The sequence below is a fragment of the Stenotrophomonas sp. 610A2 genome (genome assembly GCF_030549615.1).
GTDB lineage: Bacteria > Pseudomonadota > Gammaproteobacteria > Xanthomonadales > Xanthomonadaceae > Stenotrophomonas > Stenotrophomonas pigmentata.
Map to the genome: position 1 here is coordinate 2,174,680 of NZ_CP130832.1, position 19,024 is coordinate 2,193,703.

The window sequence follows — 19,024 nt, forward strand, 5'->3', positions numbered from 1 at the left end:
AATCGGCGCTGCCAGGATCGACGCGTCCCTGGTGGTTCCGAATACAAAAACGGCCCCGTGAGGGGCCGTTGTTCTGTCTATCGCTCAGGCGATCAAAGCACGATCTGGTCGAAGCGCTCGACCCGGGTGTGGCCGTGGGTGGCCTCGCCGGTACGCGGCTGCGGGTAATCGCTAAGGCGGTCGACCAGCACCGTCTGCAGGCCGGCCTCGCGGGCGGCGTCCAGCTCTTCGACGACGTCGGACAGGAACAGGATCTCAGCCGGATCGATGTTGATGGCCTTGGCGATATGCGCATAGCTCGGTGCTTCGCGCTTGCCGCCGACTTCGGTGTCGAAGTTGCCCGAGAACAGGCTGTTCAAGTCACCGGCATCGCTGAAGCCGAAGAACAGCTTCTGGGCCGGCACCGAGCCGGAGGAATACACGTACAGCGGCAGGCCGCTGGCCTGCCAGCCGCGCAGCACGTCGGCAACTTCCGGGTACAGGTGGGCGGTGTAGTCGCCATTGCGGTAACCCACGTCCCAAAGCATGCCTTGCAGTGCCTTCAGCGCAGTGTGCTTGCGGTCCTGGTCGATCCAGCCCTGCAGGGTTTCGACGATGACTTCGTCCTGGCAGGCGCTTGCAGCGATTTCAGTGGCCACCGCGTCCAGCCACTGGCGGACCTGCGGTTCATTGCCGTGTGCCTGCACGAAGCCGGGCAGGGCATTGCGGGCGTACGGGAACAGCACTTCCTTGACGAAGGAGATGCTGGAGGTGGTGCCCTCGATGTCGGTGAGGATGGCATTGATGGTCATGCTGGTATTCCTGCAGGGTGCTTCTTTCTGCACCTGTGCGTGGTTGGTAGAGATAGGGGGCAAGAGCCAAGAGCTGCCCTCACCCCAACCCCTCTCGCGCTGGCGGGAGAGGGGCTTAAGCAGAGCAGGGGCTCAAGCAAAGCGGCCGCTTAAGCCGCGCTGGGCTCGTAGCGGGGGAAGCGCTGGGCGATGTCGGTGCCGGTAAAGTGGCCGACCCAGCCGTCCGGCTCGGTGAAGAAGCGGATGGCGGCGAAGCTGGGTTCTTCGCCCATGTCGAACCAATGGTTGACGCTGTCGGGCACCGCGATCAGGTCGTCCTTTACGCACTCCACCTCGTAGACCTTGTCGCCCACGTGCAGGGTGAACAGGCCCGAGCCGGCGACGAAGAAACGGACTTCGTCTTCCTTGTGGTAATGCTCGTCGAGGAACTTCTTGCGGATCTCGGCGCGGGCCGGGTTGTCCGGGGCGATCGAGGCCACGTCCACGCTCTTGAAGCCGTGCTCGGCGACCAGACGGTCGATGTCCTCGCGGTAGGCGGCGAACACTTCTTCCTGGCTTGCCCCCGGAGTGACCGGGTGCTTGGCTTGCCAGCGTTCGAAGGTGACGCCGATCTTGTTCAGTTCGGCGGCAATGACCTCGCCGTCGCGGCTGTCAAACAGCGGTGCGTCCGGGGCGGTGTCGTTGAAAATGCGCAGTCGGCTCATGGGGGACTCGACGTAGTAGGAAGAGGGATCAGGCGTGGCCGCGCAGGCGGCGCAGTTCCAGTTCGCAATGCAGCAGGAACTCGAAGGCCTCCAGGTGGCGACGGGCTTCGGCCATGTCGCGGCCCCAGGCATACAGGCCGTGACCGTCGATCAGATAGCCCCACATCGGCCCCTTGTCGAGTTCTGCCTCGACCTGGGCGGCCAGCACGTCCATGTCCTGGGTGTTGGGGAACACCTTCAGGTCGACCGCAGTCTCGTGGGTGGAGTTGCCGTGCAGGGCCTTGAGCAGCTCGTAGCCTTCCAGGCGGATATGACCGTCGCTGCCGTACAGGCGCGAGGCGATGGTCTGCACCGGCGAATGGGTGTGCAGCACGCAACCGACTTCCGGGAAGCGGGCGTAGAGCTGGGTGTGCAGCAGGGTTTCCGCCGACGGACGCAGCGGCCGGCCTACGGCCTTGCCGTCGAAATCCACCACCATGATGTCGCTTTCGATCAGCCGCCCCTTGTCCTTGCCGGACACGGTGATGGCCGCATGCTGGTCATCCAGCCGGTGCGAGAAGTTGCTGCTGGTGGCAGGTGTCCAGCCGGCGTGGGCCAGCTCGCGGATGTTGTCGATCAGCAGCTGGGCCAGTTCGCTCAGTCGCTGGGCGTCGTAGGGGACGGTAGGCGCGTTCATGGGGCCCATTCTACTAAGAACGCCCGCAGGTTCATGCATGCATCCGGATGGAACTGATGCCAGCAGGGAATATGGGATGAATCGGGTCGCGCGGCCCCGTATCCCGGTTGCGCTTACCCGGGCTGCAGGTAGTTGGCTCCAGTTTGGCCATGGGGCCGATGCCAACAACGAAAAAGCCCGGGATTGCTCCCGGGCTTCAGGTTTGTCATCGGCCGACAATTCAGCCGTTCCTGGCCTTGTTGGCTGCATTGAGCTTGCTGTGCCGCACGCCGTACAGGAAATAGATGATGAAGCCGGTGACGGTCCACACGCCCATCAGCATCCAGTTGTGCAGCGTCATCGCAGTCAGCAAGGCGACGCAGCTGAGCACGCCGAGGCTGCAGATCAACCAGGCCATCGGGATGCGGAACGGGCGCGGCAGGTCCGGCTGGGTGCGGCGCAGGACCAGCACGCCGGCGCAGACTGCGGCGAAGGCGATCAGCGTGCCCATCGAGGTCAGTTCACCAAGAATGTCCAGCGGGAACAGCGCTGCCAGCAGGGCAATGCCGATACCGGTGATGACAGTGTTGATGTGCGGGGTGCGGTACTTGGGGTGGATCTTGGTGAACACCGGTGGCAGCAAGCCGTCGCGACCCATGATCATGAAGATGCGCGGCTGGCCGATCACCATCACCAGCACCACCGAGGCCAGGCCGATCAGTGCGCCGATCTCGACGATGATGCGCAGCCAATCCAGCTGCGGATGCGCGGCAACGGCGGTGACCACCGGCTCGGCGGTGCCCAGCAGCTGGTACGGCACCAGGCCGGTCATCACCGCGGCCATGGCGATGTACAGCACGGTACAGATCACCAGTGAGAGCAGCATGCCGATCGGGAGATCGCGCTGCGGGCGGTGCGATTCCTGCGCCGCCACCGATACCGCTTCAAAACCGATATAGGCAAAGAACACCATCGCTGCGCCACGCAGCACGCCGTCGAAGCCGTACTTGCCCGGGCCTTCATTGGCGGGGATGAACGGGGTCCAGTTGCTGGTGTCCACGTACTTCCAGCCAGCAACGATCACCAGGATGATCAGGCCGGTCTTGAGCACCACCATGGCCATGTTCATCGCCGAGGACTTGCTGATGCCGACGTAGCACAGCCAGGTCAGCAGCAACACAAGAATCGCCGCCGGGATGTTGGCGATGGCGCCGGTCGGCTTGAGCTGGGCGTCCAACGGTGCACTGACCAGCGCCGCCGGCAGGTGGATGTCGAAATGGGCGAGGAAGCTGAGGAAGTAACCGGTCCAACTGACCGCTACCGCCGAGGCCGAGACGCCGTACTCCAGCACCAGCATCCAGCCGATGAACCAGGCCGACAGCTCGCCGAAGGTGGCGTAGGTATAGGTATAGGCGCTGCCGGAAACCGGCACCATCGAGGCGAACTCGGCATAGGCCAGGGCGCAGAAAGCACAGCAGATGGCCGCCAGTACGAACGACAGCATGATGGCCGGGCCAGCGTGGTTGGCCGCGGCCTGGCCGGTGATGACGAAGATGCCGCCGCCGATCACCGCGCCGATGCCCAGCGCGGTCAGACCCCAGGGGCCGAGGGTGCGGCGCAGGCTCAGGCCATTGGCTTCCTCATGTGCGGCGTGCGGATGTTTGGTGGCCCAGAGTTGCTTGAACATGTTTCGGGTCTTCGCTCATCGGTGCGCGGCGGGCGCGCAAAAGTAAACCGGCGCGCGGGGCGCCGGTCGGGGTGTGGATCAGGCTTGCTTGTTCAGCTTGCTGTTGCGGATGCCGTAGCCGAAGTAGATGCACAGGCCCAGCAAGGTCCAGCCAACGAACAGGTGCCAATGCACCACGAAGGCCTGCATGAACAGCGCCAGGCAGGCCAGCGCGCCCAGCGGGCAGATCAGCCACGCCGCCGGTACCTTGAACGGGCGCACGATGTCCGGCTTGGTACGGCGCAGTACCAGCACGCCGATGCAGACCGTGGCGAAGGCAAGCAGGGTGCCCATCGAGACCAGTTCACCCAGCACGTTCAACGGCACCAGACCGGCCAGCAGGGCCGCCAGTACGCCGACAACCACGGTGCTGACGTACGGGGTGCGGAAGCGCGAATGGACCTTGCCGAACATCTTCGGCAGCAGGCCGTCACGGGAGATGGTGTAGGCGATGCGCGACTGACCCATCATCATCACCAGCACCACCGAGGACAGGCCGGCGATGGCGCCGATCTCAACCGCGGTCTTCAGCCAGGACAGGCTCGGATAGGCTTCCAGCGCAGTAGCCACCGGCTTGTCGGTGCCCAGCAGGTTGTACGGCAGCATGCCGGTCAGCACGGCGCAGACGACGATATAGACCAGGGTGCAGATCGCCAGCGAGCCGAGCAGGCCGATTGGCATGTTCTTCTGCGGGTCCTTGGTTTCACCGGCGGCGGTGGAGACCGCATCGAAGCCGATATAGGCGAAAAACACGATGGTGGCGGCACGGAACACGCCGCTCCAGCCGAACTCGCCGAAGGTGCCGGTATTTTCCGGGATGAACGGCTGCCAGTTTGCCGGGTCGATGTACTGGATGCCGAAACCGATGAACAGGCAGATCACGATGACCTTGATTGCCACGATCACGGCATTGACGAAGGTTGACTGGGTGACGCCGACGTAGAGCAGGCCGGTGATGGCCGCCACGATCAGTACCGCAGGCAGGTTGAACAGCTTGCCGGAGCTGGTGAACTCACTGCCGGTCCAAGCCAATGGTGCCGCTGTCAATGCATCCGGGAAGGGGACATGCAAGGTGGTGGTGATGAAGCTGATCAGGTAGGCCGACCAACCCACTGCGACCGAGGCCGAGGCGAACAGGTATTCCAGTACCAGACACCAGCCAATGAACCATGCCATGCCTTCGCCCAGGGTGGCGTAGGAGTAGGAATAGGCGCTGCCGGAGACCGGCATCATCGCTGCGAACTCGGCGTAACACAGGCCGGCCAACGCGCAGGCGATGCCGGCGAAGACAAAGGACAGCATCACTGCCGGCCCGGCGTGGTTGGCCGCGGCCTGGCCGGTGAGAACGAAGATGCCCGCACCAATCACCGCGCCTATGCCCAACAGGATCAGGTGCTTGGCGGTGAGGGTGCGCTTCAGTGTGGCTTCGCCCTGCAGGCTGCCCTCGATGGGCTCACCGGCATCAACGTGTGCGGCCGGTTCGACCGGCTTGACCCTCAACAGTGCTTTAAGCATTCCGCAAATTCCCAGAGCTGTGTATTGGCCCGAACGCACAGGGGCGACGGGGCCGGGTGTATGGCGACGCAAGCTGAACGGTCGGCAACCACGCTACCTTGCCAAACGTAGCGAAACTCGACAAGCGCAACTGCAACATCGACAGCGATAATGACCGCCAGATTGAAATGATGGGATGTGCTTACAGTCATGCTTGGAGAGGATCTGCAGTTGCGGCGGGCATTTGGGGACTATTCCCAGCGGTACCCGGAGCATAAGGCGCTGGCGCGGGAATTCCTGACCCTGCTTGAAGGGGGTGGTGTGGACCCTTTCACCCGCGAGCGGCTGGCAGGCCACTTCACCGGTAGTGCCTGGCTGGTCAGTGCTGATGGCCAGCGCGCGCTGCTTACCCATCACCGCAAGTTGCAGCGCTGGTTGCAGCTGGGCGGGCATGCCGATGGTGACCACGATCTGGCGGCGGTGGCCTTGCGCGAGGCCGAGGAGGAATCGGGCCTGCCGGGCCTGAGCCTGGCCTCGAGCGCTATCTTCGATCTGGACCGGCATTGGATTCCCGAGCGGAAGGAGGTGCCGGGGCATTGGCACTACGATGTGCGCTATGTGGTTGTCGCCGGGGAAGATGAGCAGTTCGTCGTCAGCGAGGAGTCGCTGGAACTGGCCTGGCGGCCGGTAGCTGAGATCGCCAGCGAGGAAGATGAATCCATGCAGCGGATGGCACGCCGGTGGTTGCAGAGATAGATGGGGCATTTGGGAGCGGCATCAGCCGCGAAACAGGCAATGCCTGATCGCTGGCAATGCCCGCAATCCGAATGTCCATCAGCTTCGCGGCTGACGCCGCTCCTACAAAATCACCAGACGTGACCGGGAAAGCCCCTGCCGAGCATGGCTCGGAACTACAGCTCCCTCCCTTTCGCGTAGCGAAGGGGAGGGTTGGGGAGGGGTTGGTTTTGACGTTGCTAGCAACGCCCCTGCCGAGCATGGCTCGGCACTACGGAGGTGCGCGTCAGTACAGGATGCGGGTACGCAGCGTGCCCTGGATCGCGGCCAGCTCTTCGCGGATCGCAGCTGCCTGTTCTTCGCTGGCGGTGATGTCGATCACCACGTAGCCGACCTTGGGGTCGGTGCGCAGGAACTGGCCGTCGATGTTGAGGTTGTGGCGCGAGAAGATCTCGTTGATCTTGGACAGCACACCCGGCACGTTGCGGTGGATGTGCAGCAGGCGCAGGCTCTGCTCGTGCTCCGGCAGGGTCACTTCCGGGAAATTGACGGCCGACAGGGTCGAGCCGTTGTCGCTGTAACGCACCAGCTTGGCCGCCACTTCCACGCCGATGTTCTCCTGCGCTTCCAGTGTGGAGCCACCAACGTGCGGGGTCAGGATCACATTGTCATGCGCGGTCAGCGGCGACTCGAACAGGTCGCCATTGCCCTTGGGCTCGACCGGGAACACGTCCACGGCAGCGCCGCCGAGGTGGCCCGAGGCCAATGCCGCGTCCAGCGCGTCGATATCGACCACGGTGCCGCGCGCTGCATTGATCAGGTGCGCACCCTTCTTCATCTTGCCCAGCTGCTCGGCGCCCATCATCCACTGCGTGGAGGCGTTCTCCGGCACGTGCAGGGTGACCACGTCCGAACGCTTCAACAGGTCATCCAAACTGATCGCCGGATGCGCGTTGCCCAGTGACAACTTGGTTTCGATGTCGTGGAAGATCACGTGCATGCCCAGCGCTTCAGCCAGCACGCCAACCTGGGTGCCGATATGGCCGTAGCCGATGATGCCCAGGGTCTTGCCGCGCACTTCGTGGCTGCCGGCGGCCGACTTGGACCAGCCGCCGCGGTGGCATTCGGCGTTCTTCTGCGGGATGCCGCGGGTCAACATGATCGCCTCGGCGATCACCAGTTCGGCAACCGAGCGGGTATTGGAATACGGCGCGTTGAATACCGGAATACCGGCCAGCTCGGCCGCTTCCAGGTCAACCTGGTTGGTGCCGATGCAGAAGCAGCCGACCGCGATCAGGCGCTTGGCGTGGGCCAGTACCTCCTCGCTGAGGTGAGTGCGCGAGCGGATGCCCACGATATGGGCTTCGGCAATGCGTTCCTTCAGTTCGTCCTCGGGCAGCGACTTGCTGTGCAGCTCGATCTGCGAGTAACCGGCCGCCTTGAAGACGTCCACGGCGGTCTGGCTGACCCCCTCTAGCAACAAAACGCGGATGTCCTGCTTCGGGAACGAGGTCTTCTTGGGCGACATGTCGTGTACGGCGGAGGCGGCGGGTAGGTCGCCAACTATGCCAGAACCTGGCCCGGTTTTGTGCGCTGCGCAATGCAGCAAGGCCTTGATGGCAAAAGGTTTCAGATGAAATCCAGGGGTGGCACGAGCACTTGTCGTGGTGACTGGACGGCGCACGGCATGGCTGTCACGCTTACCGGCTTTCACGCCGCCGAAACACCGCCATGACCGACCCGCGCCTGGAATCCCTGCTGACCGCCTGTCCCGATCTGCGCCTGAAGACCGAGGCGGCCGATCTGGAGCATTACGGCCGTGACTGGACCCGCCGCTGGACACCGACGCCGCTGGCGATTGCCTTGCCGGGCAGTGTCGAGGAAGTGCAGGCGGTGGTGCGCTGGGCCAATGCGCACAAGGTCGCCGTGGTGCCGTCGGGTGGCCGCACCGGGCTGTCCGGTGGTGCCGTGGCCGCCAACGGCGAGCTGGTACTGAGCCTGGAGCGGATGAACAAGCCGCTGGGCTTCGATGCAGTGGATCGCACCCTGGTTGTTCAGGCCGGCATGCCTCTGGAAGCGGTGCATAACACCGCCAAGGAACATGGCCTGATCTACCCGGTGGATTTCGCCGCACGCGGTTCCTGTTCGATTGGCGGCAATATCGCCACCAATGCAGGCGGTATCCGCGTGATCCGCTATGGCAATACCCGCGAGTGGATTGCCGGGCTCAAGGTGGTGGCCGGCAACGGCGAGCTGCTGGAGCTCAACAAGGGCTTGATCAAGAATTCCAGCGGCTACGACTTCCGCCAGCTGATGATCGGCTCGGAAGGCACGCTCGGCATCGTGGTCGAGGCCACGCTGAAGCTGACCGATCCGCCGCCGACCACAAATGTGATGGTGCTGGCGTTGCCGTCGTTCGAAGTATTGATGCAGGTGTTCTCCGCGTTCCGTGAGCGTCTGCAGCTGGAGGCCTTCGAGTTCTTCACCGACCTGGCTGTCAAGCATGTCACCGCGCATGGTGCGCAGTATCCGTTCGAGGAGATCCATCCCTACTACGTGGTGACCGAATACGCCTCGGCCGATGAAGCTGGTGAAGCCGCCGCGCTGGCAGCCTTTGAACACTGCATGGAGCAGGGTTGGGTACTGGATGGCGTGATCAGCACCAGCGAGACCCAGGCGCAGCAGTTGTGGCGCCTGCGCGAAGGCATCACTGAATCAGTGGCGCGCTACAAGCCGTACAAGAACGACGTCTCGGTGCGGATCTCGGCGATGCCGGCGTTCCTGGCGGAGACCCAGGCACTCATCAATGGCGCCTACCCGCACTTTGAAGTGGTCTGGTTCGGCCATATTGGCGACGGCAACCTGCACATCAATGTGCTCAAACCCGATGACACCAGCGACGCCGAGTTCCTCAGCCAGTGTGAGCACGTGACCAAGCTGCTGGCGCAGGTGTTGCACCGCTTCGACGGCAGCATCTCCGCCGAGCACGGCATCGGCCTGGTCAAGAAGGCCTATCTGGCCAGCACCCGCAGCGACGCCGAAGTCGCGCTGATGCGCGGGGTCAAGCAGGCATTCGATCCGAACTGGTTGTTGAACCCGGGCAAGCTGTTCGACCAGTAATTGCCCGGCTGGCCGCGCGAACTCCCGGAAGGAAAGCTACTCGCGCGGCAGTTCCAGCACGAAGCGGCTGCCACCGTCGGCGCCGCTGCTGCAGGAAACATGGCCGCCGTGGGCGTCGGCAATGGCCTTGACCACGGCCAGGCCGAGTCCGCTGCCGCCACCTTGGCGCGAGCGCGAGCCATCGCCGCGCATGAACGGATCGAAGACATGTGGCTGCAGGTGGGTCTCAATACCCGGGCCATTGTCCTCAATGGCCAGCTGCACGTGGTCCTTGCCGTCCTGGATTGAGATTCGCACCCGCCCCGGGCTGGCATAACGGCGCGCGTTTTCCAACAGCGCAAGCAGGGCCTGACGCAGCCGGGTAGGGTCGCAATACGCCAGGTGTTCGTTGCGGTGGGTTTCCAGCTCCAGCACGGAACCGGCGCTGCGGAATGCGGGATCGACCATGGTCATCACCGAGTGCACTTCCTGCACCACGTCGGTACGCGCACGGCGTACGTCGAGTCGGCCGTTGCCGGCCAGTCCCAGAACGCGCAGGTCCTCGATCAACCGCGACAGGCCTTCCACCTGCGACAGCAAGCTGCGGAACTGCGCTTCGTCTGGCTGGAACACGCCATCCGCCAAGCCCTGCAAGCGGCCGCGCAGGATGGTGAGCGGGGTGCGCAGCTCATGCGCGATCGCCGCGTGCCACAGGGTGCGCTCGCCGTCCATGTGCTGCAGCCGTGCGGCCATGGTGTTGAAGTCATCGACCAGCAAGGCGACCTCGCCAAGCGCGTCATCACTGGTGCTTGCGCGCACGCCAAGATTGCCATCGGCGAGTGCGCGGATGGAATCCATCAGGTTGTTGAGTGGCGACACGATGCGATGGGTAAGGCGGATGGAGGCGGTCAATGCGAGCGCAAGCCCGATTATGGTGACGCCCACCATCCATGCCAGTTCCGGCCCGGTCGGCATCCAGCCTTCCGGCTCCAGCGTGCTGGCGGGATAGAACTCGACCAGGATTGCGTACAGCAGATAGGACGACAGGATCATCATCACGATGACGCTGATCACCATCAGCGACATCGACATGATGATGTGCCGGCTGAGCCCGGGCCGGCGCATCAGCGATCCGCCGCCAGCCGGTAGCCGACGCCGCGCACGCTGGCCGGCATGTTGGCCACGCCCACGTCATCGAGTTTGCGCCGCAGTTTGCTGACATGGCTGTCGACGGTGCGCTCCAGTGCCTCGCTCTCGGGCAGGCATTGGTGCATCAGTTCGCTGCGGCTGAAGATGCGGGTGGGCGCCAGCGCCATGCAATGCAGCAACTTGAATTCGGTAAGGGTAAGCAACAGCTCGTGGCTGTAGCCGTCACCCTCGACGTGCACCGAATGGGTTTGCGGATCGATCAGCAGTGGCCCTGCGCGCAGCGCGGTGGCGGCCTGCCGGGGTGTTGAACGCAGCGTACGCCGCAGTACCGCTCGCACCCGCGCGGCGACTTCAGCCGGATTGAACGGTTTGACCACGTAGTCGTCTGCACCCATCCGCAATGCAGTGAGTTTGTCCAGGTCCTGATCCAGCGCGGTAAGCATGATGATCGGGGTATCGCTGCTCTGGCGCAGCTGCGACAGCACGCCCCAGCCGTCGATACCGGGGAGCTGCACATCCAGCAATACCAGGTCGGGGCGGGCGCTACGGTGCAGCTCGAGTGCGGTCAGGCCGTCGGCAGCGCGCACGACGCGCAGCTTCTCCCGCTCCAGGTAGGCAGCGATGATGTCTGCGATCTCGGCTTCGTCCTCGACGATCAGGACAAGTGCATCAGGGGAACGGTCCCATTGCGCCATCATGGCGGCGTGTGGATATGCGGTCATTGCCGGGTGGGGCCGAAAGGTTCTTGCCTCCATGCTATCTCCACATTCCCTCCATCGAAACCCCATCATCGCCCCGCACACTGGCGTTCTGCGTTCCCGCAGGCTTTCCAGCACCACGTGTAGTGATGATCATTCGACGGATTACGGCCGCCCTGTGTGCGGCTCTGGTTGTGGCCATGACGGCCTGTTCTTCGCCCGAACCCGCCGTGGAAGCGGCGCCCAAGGTCAGTGTGCTGACCGTCGCTGCACAGCGCGTGCAGCGCGATGACGAGTTGCAGGGGCGGGTGTCTGCACTGCGCACCGCGCAGATCCGCGCGCAGGTGGGCGGCATCGTGCGCAAGCGCCTGTTCGAGCAGGGTGCCGAAGTTGCTGCTGGGCAGGCGTTGTTCCAGATCGATCCGGCGGCATTCCGTGCAGATGTCGATTCCGCGCTGGCGGCATTGCAGCGCAGCGAGGCGGCGCTGTCGCGCAGCCGCGTGCAGGCACAGCGCCTGCAGGCGCTGGCCGATGCGCAGGCGGTCAGCAAACAGCATCGCGATGATGCGACCTTCGAGTACGAGCAGGCTCGTGCAGCGGTGGCTGAAGCGAAGGCGATCCTGGCAAGGCGCCAGCTGGACCTGCGCTATGCCACGGTCAGCGCACCCATTGCCGGCCGCATCGACCAGGCAATGGTGACCGAAGGCGCATTGGTGAATGCCACCGACGCCGAGCCCATGGCGCTGGTGCAGCAGATCGACCAGGTCTACGTCGATGTACGCCAGCCAGCCTCGCAGTTGCCGGCGATGCGCCAGGACGTGGTCGAAGGCAATGCAGTGTCCGTGGCCATCATTGGCGCCAACGGCCAGGTCCATCAGGAAGCCGGCCAACTGCTGTTCTCGGGCATCAATGTCGATGCGCGTACCGGTGATGTGGTGTTGCGCGTGCTGGTGGACAATCCGCGGCGCGAACTCCTGCCAGGCATGTTCGTACGTGCACGGGTGCCGCGTGGCGGCGCCAGCCAGTTGCCACTGCTACCGCAACAGGCGGTGCTGCGAAGTGCCGGTGGCCAGGCCTATGCCTGGGTGATTGGCGCTGACCACAAGGCCGTGATCCGCACCATCGAAGTGGATGGCAGCGTCGACCGGCAATGGATCGTACGCAGTGGCCTGAAGGTCGGCGAGCAGGTGGTGGTGGAAGGACAGGAGCGCCTGCAGGAAGGGCGCAAGGTCGAAACCATGCCCTGGCAGCCGGTACCGGTGAAGGGCAAGGCCACTGTCGCATCCAGCAGCAACTGAAGGTAGACCATGGCCCGTTTCTTCATCGATCGCCCGGTGTTTGCCTGGGTGCTGGCGATCTTCATCGTGCTGGCTGGTGTGCTGGCGATTCCGCAACTGGCGGTGGAACGCTACCCCGCAGTGGCGCCGACCAGCGTCAGCATCTATGCCAGTTACCCCGGCGCCAGCCCGCAGACCCTGGATGACTCGGTGGTCGGCTTGATCGAGCGCGAGCTGTCCAGCGTCAAGCACCTGCTGTACTTCGAATCATCGGTGGATACCTCGGGCGAGGCTTCGATCACTGCCACCTTTGCGCCGGGCACCAACCCGGAGATGGCGCAGGTGGATGTGCAGAACCGGATCAAGGCCATCGAGCCGCGGCTGCCGGCCAGCGTGCGCCAGAGCGGTTTGTTCGTGGAAGCCGCTGATTCCGGCTTCCTGATGCTGGTCGGGCTGAAGTCGCCCGATGGCAGTGTGGACGAAGCACAGCTGGGTGATTTCATGGCCCGCAACATCATCGAGGAGCTGCGCCGTATCGACGGTGTTGGTCGGGTGCAACTGTTCGGTGCCGAACAGGCCATGCGGGTCTGGCTGGACCCAGCTGCCCTGGCCGGCTATGAGCTGACCGTAGGCGACGTGGTCGCCGCCATCGAACAGCAGAACCAGAACATCGCGCCGGGTCGCATCGGTGACTCGCCGAGCGTGGCCGGGCAGCGCATTGCCGTGCCCTTGGTCGCCGATGGCCAGCTGACCACCGCTGAACAGTTCGCGGCCATCGTGCTGCGTGCGCATGCCGACGGTTCGCGGGTATTGCTGGGTGACGTGGCCCGGGTGGAGCTGGGGGCGCAGAGCTACGCCTGGGGCACCCGCGAGGACGGCCAGGTCGCCACTGCTGCCGGCATCCAGCTGCGTCCGGGGGCGAACGCGGTCAGCACGTCATCGGCCGTGCGTGCGCGCATGGCGGAGCTGCAGTCGCTGCTGCCGGCAGGTGTGGAAACCAGCATTCCGTTCGATACCGCGCCGTTCGTGAAGATCTCGATCCAGAAGGTGTTGCAGACCCTGCTGGAGGCGATGGCCTTGGTATTCGCGGTGATGTTCCTGTTCCTGCAGGACTGGCGTTACACGCTGGTGCCGGCGCTGGTGGCGCCGATTGCACTGCTGGGCACGTTCGCGGTGATGCTGGCGCTGGGCTTCTCGATCAATGTATTGACGATGTTCGGCATGGTGCTGGCGATCGGCATCATCGTCGACGATGCCATCGTGGTGGTCGAAGGCGTTGAGCGCATCATGGCCGAGGAAGGTTTGGCGCCGCGTGAGGCCACCATCAAGGCCATGCGCGAACTGACCAGCGCCGTGGTTGGCATCACCCTCGTATTGACGGCTGTGTTCATTCCAATGGCATTTGCCAGTGGCTCGGTTGGCGCGATCTACCGGCAGTTCACCGTGTCGATGGCAGTGGCGATCCTGATCTCGGCGGTGCTTGCGCTGAGCCTGACGCCCGCACTGTGCGCAACCCTGCTACGGCCGGTCGCGCACGAGCGACCCCGTGGGCGCTTCTTCAATGCTTTCAATCGGGGTTTCGCGCGCCTGAGTGGCCGCTACCACCGGGGCGTGGCAACCGTGTTGCGCCGCTGTGGCCAGGTCATGGGCGTATTCGCTGGTTTGGTGCTGGTGCTCTTGCTGGGGCTGCAGTGGTTGCCGGGGGCCTTCCTGCCGGAAGAGGACCAGGGCTATTTCATGACTTCGATCCAGTTGCCGGCCGAGGCAACTGCCGAGCGAACCCTTGCCGTGGTCCAGGCCTACGAAGCGCATATCGCCTCACGGCCGGGCATTGCCGCCAACCAGGTCATCACCGGCTATAGCTTCGCTGGTTCCGGGCCCAGTGCCGCCATGGCTTACACCATGCTCAAGGACTGGGACGAGCGCGACGGAGCGACCGCCGCCGATGAGGTGGCAGCTACCCTGAAGGCGATGGCAGCTACCCGCGAGGGCGAGGTGATCAGCGTGATGCCGCCGGCCATCGACAGCCTGGGCAATTCCTCGGGCTTCAGTTTGGCGTTGCAGGCGCGCAGTGGACAGACGCAACTGCAGCTGCGCGCCGCGCAGAAGCAGTTGCTGGCGCTGGCGCAGGCCAGCCCCTTATTGGGCGAGGTACACGCTGATGGCCTGCCGTCGGGCAACAGCGTGCGGCTGCAGATAGACCGGGCCAAGGCCGAGGCGATGGGTGTTGGCTTCAGCGATATCAGCAACACCTTGTCGGTGGCGATGGGCTCGCAGTACGTGAACGACTTTCCAAACGCAGGGCGCCTGCAGCAGGTGATCCTGCAGGCGGATGCACCGTTCAGGATGGAGGTCGAGGATGTGCTCCGGCTGCACGTGCGCAATGTGCAGGGAGGTATGGTCGCGCTGGCCGAGCTGGTGACACCGCAGTGGGAAGAGTCACCGCTGCAGCTTCAACGCTATCTCGGCTTCCCTGCGCTGAATGTCTCCGGCGCGCCGGCTGAAGGTGTTTCAACGGGTCAGGCCATGGCCGAGATGGAACGCCTTGCCGATCAGCTGCCGCCCGGGTTTGCGCTGCAATGGACCAGTCAGTCGCTGCAGGAGAAGACCTCGGGCGCACAGGCCCCTTGGTTGCTGCTGTTGTCGATGCTGGTGGTGTTCCTGGTGTTGGCTGCCCTGTATGAAAGCTGGCCGATTCCGATGGCGGTGATGCTGGTTGTCCCGCTTGGCTTGCTTGGCGCAGTGGCGGCTGTATTGCTGCGTGGCATGCCCAATGACGTCTTCTTCAAGGTCGGCATGATCACGGTGATTGGGCTGTCGGCGAAGAACGCGATCCTGATCGTCGAGTTCGCGCGGCAGCTGCAGCAGCAGGGGATGACGGCTGCGCAGGCAGCATTGCGTGCGGCGCGGATGCGTCTGCGGCCCATCCTGATGACGTCCATGGCCTTCGCCCTGGGTGTGCTGCCGCTGATGCTGGCGCAGGGAGCGTCGCGGGAAACCCAGCAGGCCATCGGTACCGGCGTATTCGGTGGAATGGTGACGGCGACCGTGTTGGCGGTGTTCTTCGTGCCGGTGTTCTATGTGGTGGTGGATTCGGTTTGGCGCTGGCTGCAACAACGGCTGGCTGGCAGGCATGGAAATGCCGCTGTTGCGGATCATGAACGAATCTGACAGGCAGTGCCGTCGCTGGTTCCCAGCGGCGGCGACGCTCGGTACTCTTGGCGTCCTTGCTCATCCGACGTTGACACGCCAATGATCCGCTCGATCCTGCTCTGCGCTTTGATTGCCCTGCCGATGTCGGCATTCGCCTCCAGCTTTGCAGGTACGTCGGCAGGTTCCGCCTCGGGCGCGTCGTCCAATTCATCGGGCAGCTCCTCCGGCGATGACAAAGTGCTGCTGGATGCGCGCGAAGACGCAGCGGGTTTTGTTGCCAGCAATGGTGAAATCCGCGGTGCGTGGCTGGAGGCGGCCTTGATCCAGCTGCGTGAGCGCGACGCTGCAGCGCGCGACGCCAGCGACATGGCGTTGGCCCGGAAGATTCTGGCCCTGTGACGAATCGCCGCCGGCTGCCGCCCGCGCGGTGGTTGGCGGTGCTGCTGCTATGCGTCGCGGCGCCGTTGCAGGCAGCGCTGCGCATCGAGCTGCAGCCAGCCGCGCCGGCATTGGATACGGCGCAGGTGCTGGCCAGCCAGCAACTGATTGATGACGTGCTTGCGCGCATCCCCGCAAGCATCGACGCTGAAACCTCGTTGACACTGCAGCTGCGCTGGCGTGACGACCTGCCCGAGCATGTGCAGGGCAGGGCACGCGGACACCAGCTTGGGCTGGACCAACGCCTGTTGCCGGCCTTGTTGCAGGGCAGTCCTGAGTCCTCTGCAGCCTCCACGGGCGCTTGGCGGCAGGCGCGTGCGGCCTTGATCCATGAGCTGGCGCACGCCCTGGATCGTTCCGCCCAAGGTGGCTGGTCGGCGCAGCCGCGGTTTCTGGATCTGGCTGGCTGGCAGCAGCGGCCGTTATGGCCGGGACGGGGCCGCAACCATTTCAGTCTGCGCAGCCCGGATCGCTACGAGCTGGACAGCCCGGCTGAGTTCTTCGCGGTAAACCTCGAGCATTACCTGCTGGACCCGGACTACGCTTGCCGGCGCCCGTTGCTGCATGCCTGGTTTGCCGAGAACCTGGGCCCCCCGCGGCTGTTGAGTCCGGTGCAGTGTCCGCAGACCTTGCCGTTCATGCAGGCCGGTGAGCAGGAAGGCTTGGCCGAGCTGCTTGATCTGGACCCGGCGCGGGTCTATGAAATCGACTATCTGCTGGCCGAAGGCAACGAGAAGCTGATGAGCCGCTGGGGCCACAGCATGCTGCGGCTGGTGGTCTGTGCGCCCGGAAGAGCGCCAGGTCCCGGCTGCCGGATGGACCTGCAATACCATCTGGTGCTGTCGTTCCGCGCCTTCGTCGGCGATGTACAGATATCCAGCTGGCGCGGCCTGACCGGAGCCTATCCATCACGGCTGTTCGTGTTGCCACTGAGCCGGGTGATCGAGGAGTACACCAAGGTCGAGCTGCGCGGCGTCTCGTCCACGCCACTGCGCCTGCAGCGCGAGGAAATTGGCGCAGTGCTGCAGCAGGCTGCGCGGCTGCATTGGGACTACGACGGCCGCTACTACTTCATCAGCAACAACTGCGCGGTGGAAACCGGCAAGTTGCTGGGCGACGGCGCGCCACGACTGGGTTCGGCCAATCTGCTGTCGATCACGCCGACCGGTCTGTTGCAGGGGCTGCGCGCCGAATCCTTGGCCGACCCGCCACGCGACCGCGCGCAGGCGTTGCGCGGTGGATACTACTTCGAGTCTGCGGCCGCCCATTACGCGTTGGTGTTCGAGGTGGCGCGCAAGGCCTTGCCGCTGCCGGCCAGGGATGTCGAAGGCTGGCTGGCGCTGCCGCCAGCACAGAGAAAGCGCTGGATGCAGGAAGCTGACGAGCAGGTGTTGGCGGCGATGCTGCTGCTGGAGCAGGCGGCATGGCGGCGCGGCGAACTTGCCGCTGCCGATGTGCTCAAGCGCAGTCTGCTGGCCCGCGGCAGACCGTTGCCCGAGAAGGCTGACTTCCAGGCGTTGATGGAGCGCAGCGCGCTGTTGCTCGCACCGGGTAGCCTGCTGGAAGCCGGAAACGGCTATGGCATTCCCAACGAGGATGAACGAGAGCGACTGAGGTCGGCGACCATGGCAGGCGCTGGAATGGCCCGTCAGCAATGGCAGGCCTTGCGCGAGGCTGCGCTGGCGGCCTTGCCGGGCGCGCAGCGGGAGCGGATGGCGCAGATCGAGGCGAACCTGTCGTATCTGCGACAGCGGCTGCGTTTAGGGTACGGTACGCAGGCAGGGGAGGCGGCAGCGCTGGAGGATCAGCGGCCGGGTCAGTTTTCAGGAGAGCGCGGTTGAGTAGTACCGAACAGCAAGAGGTCCGCAAGGCCATGGGGATGGCCGACGATGTAGCGCAGCTGCGCTCCTGTGCCATTCTCCAGTTGGGCGCCGATGGTCGCGTGCTCAGCTGCAATGCCGGCGTGGCAACCGTGCTCGGCTATGCGGAGGATGAGATCTGCGGGCAGCCGTTCTCGGTGTTGTTCAGTGCTGCCGATATGCAGCGCAAGGTGGCCGAACAGACGGTCGCACGCACCTTGGCGCAGGGCACCGACCAGCTTGGGCTGGCGATGGTCCACCGCGATGGAAGTCGGTTCCGTGCCTCGATGATCCTGGAGCGGATAGTCGATGCGCAGGGCGCGCGGGTGCTGGTGTTGATCCGTGACATCACCGAGGTCTTCCAGACCCAGAAGCGGGTGCGCGAGGCGCAGGAAGTGGCTCTGCGCGCGCAGCGCCTGGATGCGGTTGGCAAGCTGACGCTAGGCTTGTCGCATGACTTCAACAACCTGCTGTCGGTGATCGGCAACAGTCTGGATATGTTGTCGCTGCGGCGCTCGGGCGATGACAGCGTGCGCCGGATTCTGGATGTCGCGCACCGGGCGGTGGAGCGGGGCACCCAGTTGACCCGGCAGATGCTGGCGTTCGGGCGCGGGCAGACCCTGGTGCCGCAGCTGAGCAAGGCCGATGAGCTGGTCAATGCATCACTGGAGCTATACCGCCGCGTCTGTGGCGAAACCATCCAGCTGGATGTGGAAGTGGATGCCCAACTGCCGCCGATCTCGGTCGACGCAGGCCAGTTGGAGGCCGCACTGCTGAATCTATTGAGCAACAGCCGCGACGCGATGCACGGGGTAGGACGGGTGCAGTTGTCGGCACGGCTCGAGGACATGCTGCTGCCATCTGGTGGCGAGAGCGGTCAGTTCGTCTGCATCTGCGTGGGTGACAGTGGGCCGGGTATCCAGGCCGAAATCCAGGAGAGCGTGTTCGAGCCGTTCTTCACTACCAAGAGCGTGGGCGATGGCAGTGGCCTGGGTTTGAGCCAGGTCTATGGGTTTGCAGCGCAGTCGGGAGGCACGGCCACCATTGGCACGTCCACGCTGGGCGGGGCGGCGGTGTCGTTGTACTTCCCGGTCGCAACAGAAGTTGTGGGAGCGGCGTAAGCCGCGAAGCTGGCCATTCACCACGGTACTGGCTGCCTGTGGATTTCAAGACCTGAAACATTGTCAGCTTCGCGGCTTACGCCGCTCCTACAAACCAAGCACTACAGCCTCCCGCCCTTGGGCAG

Annotated in this window: 15 protein-coding genes; 7 read left to right on the forward strand and 8 right to left on the reverse strand. The window is 64.4% G+C overall.

The genetic code is table 11. The features are described 5' to 3' along the window. Nucleotides 1-92: 92 nt before the first annotated feature. The 5 genes from mtnC to Q5Z11_RS09895 form a co-directional block, all read right to left on the reverse strand. Complete coding sequence (gene mtnC, locus Q5Z11_RS09875) at nt 93-791, reverse strand: acireductone synthase (RefSeq protein ID WP_303749819.1); 699 nt, start codon at nt 789-791, stop codon at nt 93-95. A 149-nt stretch (nt 792-940) separates the two neighbouring features. Beyond that, nucleotides 941-1,495 carry a 1,2-dihydroxy-3-keto-5-methylthiopentene dioxygenase gene (locus Q5Z11_RS09880; RefSeq protein WP_296253868.1) on the reverse strand — a complete coding sequence of 185 codons (555 nt, stop codon included), beginning with the start codon at nt 1,493-1,495 and terminating at the stop codon, nt 941-943. Between the two features lie 28 nt (nt 1,496-1,523). Then, the gene (locus Q5Z11_RS09885; RefSeq protein ID WP_282269952.1) at nt 1,524-2,171 is read right to left on the reverse strand and encodes a methylthioribulose 1-phosphate dehydratase; all 648 of its coding nucleotides are present in this window, start codon (nt 2,169-2,171) and stop codon (nt 1,524-1,526) included. A 220-nt stretch (nt 2,172-2,391) separates the two neighbouring features. Beyond that, nucleotides 2,392-3,837, reverse strand: coding sequence for an amino acid permease (locus Q5Z11_RS09890; protein ID WP_282273089.1), 1,446 nt, complete (start codon nt 3,835-3,837; stop codon nt 2,392-2,394). 78 nt (nt 3,838-3,915) lie between these two features. Further along, entirely contained in the window at nt 3,916-5,391 is a 1,476-nt protein-coding gene (locus Q5Z11_RS09895) for an amino acid permease (protein WP_303749820.1), read from the reverse strand. Nucleotides 5,392-5,580: 189 nt separating this feature from the next. On the opposite strand from Q5Z11_RS09895, the gene Q5Z11_RS09900 reads away from it, so the two are divergent. Then, nucleotides 5,581-6,126 carry an NUDIX hydrolase gene (locus Q5Z11_RS09900; RefSeq protein WP_303749821.1) on the forward strand — a complete coding sequence of 182 codons (546 nt, stop codon included), beginning with the start codon at nt 5,581-5,583 and terminating at the stop codon, nt 6,124-6,126. Nucleotides 6,127-6,391: 265 nt separating this feature from the next. On the opposite strand, the gene serA is transcribed toward Q5Z11_RS09900, so the two are convergent. Beyond that, nucleotides 6,392-7,633 (reverse strand): phosphoglycerate dehydrogenase, encoded by a 1,242-nt coding sequence (gene serA / locus Q5Z11_RS09905; protein ID WP_303749822.1) that lies wholly within the window; start codon nt 7,631-7,633, stop codon nt 6,392-6,394. Between the two features lie 203 nt (nt 7,634-7,836). On the opposite strand from serA, the gene Q5Z11_RS09910 reads away from it, so the two are divergent. After that, nucleotides 7,837-9,225, forward strand: a complete 1,389-nt coding sequence (locus Q5Z11_RS09910; protein ID WP_303749823.1) for an FAD-binding oxidoreductase — start codon at nt 7,837-7,839, stop codon at nt 9,223-9,225. Nucleotides 9,226-9,261: 36 nt separating this feature from the next. Here the strand turns inward: Q5Z11_RS09910 and Q5Z11_RS09915 are convergent, their stop codons facing one another. Further along, complete coding sequence (locus tag Q5Z11_RS09915; protein ID WP_303749824.1) at nt 9,262-10,329, reverse strand: ATP-binding protein; 1,068 nt, start codon at nt 10,327-10,329, stop codon at nt 9,262-9,264. Next, on the reverse strand, nt 10,329-11,075 hold the full coding sequence (locus tag Q5Z11_RS09920; protein WP_303749825.1) for a response regulator: 747 nt from the start codon (nt 11,073-11,075) through the stop codon (nt 10,329-10,331). The genes Q5Z11_RS09915 and Q5Z11_RS09920 overlap by 1 nt, the downstream gene beginning before the upstream one ends. A gap of 176 nt (nt 11,076-11,251) precedes the next feature. On the opposite strand from Q5Z11_RS09920, the gene Q5Z11_RS09925 reads away from it, so the two are divergent. From Q5Z11_RS09925 to Q5Z11_RS09945, 5 genes are all read left to right on the forward strand, one after another. Further along, complete coding sequence (locus Q5Z11_RS09925; protein ID WP_303749826.1) at nt 11,252-12,349, forward strand: efflux RND transporter periplasmic adaptor subunit; 1,098 nt, start codon at nt 11,252-11,254, stop codon at nt 12,347-12,349. Nucleotides 12,350-12,358: 9 nt separating this feature from the next. Beyond that, on the forward strand, nt 12,359-15,499 hold the full coding sequence (locus Q5Z11_RS09930) for a multidrug efflux RND transporter permease subunit (protein WP_303749827.1): 3,141 nt from the start codon (nt 12,359-12,361) through the stop codon (nt 15,497-15,499). A gap of 81 nt (nt 15,500-15,580) precedes the next feature. Continuing rightward, nucleotides 15,581-15,880: a DUF2388 domain-containing protein gene (locus Q5Z11_RS09935; protein WP_303749828.1), complete on the forward strand. Its 300-nt coding sequence runs from the start codon at nt 15,581-15,583 to the stop codon at nt 15,878-15,880. Next, on the forward strand, nt 15,877-17,760 hold the full coding sequence (locus Q5Z11_RS09940) for a DUF7844 domain-containing protein (protein ID WP_303749829.1): 1,884 nt from the start codon (nt 15,877-15,879) through the stop codon (nt 17,758-17,760). Before Q5Z11_RS09935 ends, Q5Z11_RS09940 begins: the two co-directional genes overlap by 4 nt. Beyond that, the gene (locus tag Q5Z11_RS09945) at nt 17,757-18,899 is read left to right on the forward strand and encodes a two-component system sensor histidine kinase NtrB (protein ID WP_303749830.1); all 1,143 of its coding nucleotides are present in this window, start codon (nt 17,757-17,759) and stop codon (nt 18,897-18,899) included. The genes Q5Z11_RS09940 and Q5Z11_RS09945 overlap by 4 nt, the downstream gene beginning before the upstream one ends. Nucleotides 18,900-19,024 lie beyond the last annotated feature (125 nt).

What these genes read in the sequence shown, in the direction of transcription:
- mtnC (WP_303749819.1), bottom strand. Translation starts at nt 791, where the DNA reads ATGACCATCAATGCCATCCTCACCGACATCGAGGGCACCACCTCCAGC.
- Q5Z11_RS09880 (WP_296253868.1), bottom strand. Translation starts at nt 1,495, where the DNA reads ATGAGCCGACTGCGCATTTTCAACGACACCGCCCCGGACGCACCGCTG.
- Q5Z11_RS09885 (WP_282269952.1), bottom strand. Translation starts at nt 2,171, where the DNA reads ATGAACGCGCCTACCGTCCCCTACGACGCCCAGCGACTGAGCGAACTG.
- Q5Z11_RS09890 (WP_282273089.1), bottom strand. Translation starts at nt 3,837, where the DNA reads ATGTTCAAGCAACTCTGGGCCACCAAACATCCGCACGCCGCACATGAG.
- Q5Z11_RS09895 (WP_303749820.1), bottom strand. Translation starts at nt 5,391, where the DNA reads ATGCTTAAAGCACTGTTGAGGGTCAAGCCGGTCGAACCGGCCGCACAC.
- Q5Z11_RS09900 (WP_303749821.1), top strand. Translation starts at nt 5,581, where the DNA reads ATGCTTGGAGAGGATCTGCAGTTGCGGCGGGCATTTGGGGACTATTCC.
- serA (WP_303749822.1), bottom strand. Translation starts at nt 7,633, where the DNA reads ATGTCGCCCAAGAAGACCTCGTTCCCGAAGCAGGACATCCGCGTTTTG.
- Q5Z11_RS09910 (WP_303749823.1), top strand. Translation starts at nt 7,837, where the DNA reads ATGACCGACCCGCGCCTGGAATCCCTGCTGACCGCCTGTCCCGATCTG.
- Q5Z11_RS09915 (WP_303749824.1), bottom strand. Translation starts at nt 10,329, where the DNA reads ATGCGCCGGCCCGGGCTCAGCCGGCACATCATCATGTCGATGTCGCTG.
- Q5Z11_RS09920 (WP_303749825.1), bottom strand. Translation starts at nt 11,075, where the DNA reads ATGACCGCATATCCACACGCCGCCATGATGGCGCAATGGGACCGTTCC.
- Q5Z11_RS09925 (WP_303749826.1), top strand. Translation starts at nt 11,252, where the DNA reads ATGACGGCCTGTTCTTCGCCCGAACCCGCCGTGGAAGCGGCGCCCAAG.
- Q5Z11_RS09930 (WP_303749827.1), top strand. Translation starts at nt 12,359, where the DNA reads ATGGCCCGTTTCTTCATCGATCGCCCGGTGTTTGCCTGGGTGCTGGCG.
- Q5Z11_RS09935 (WP_303749828.1), top strand. Translation starts at nt 15,581, where the DNA reads ATGATCCGCTCGATCCTGCTCTGCGCTTTGATTGCCCTGCCGATGTCG.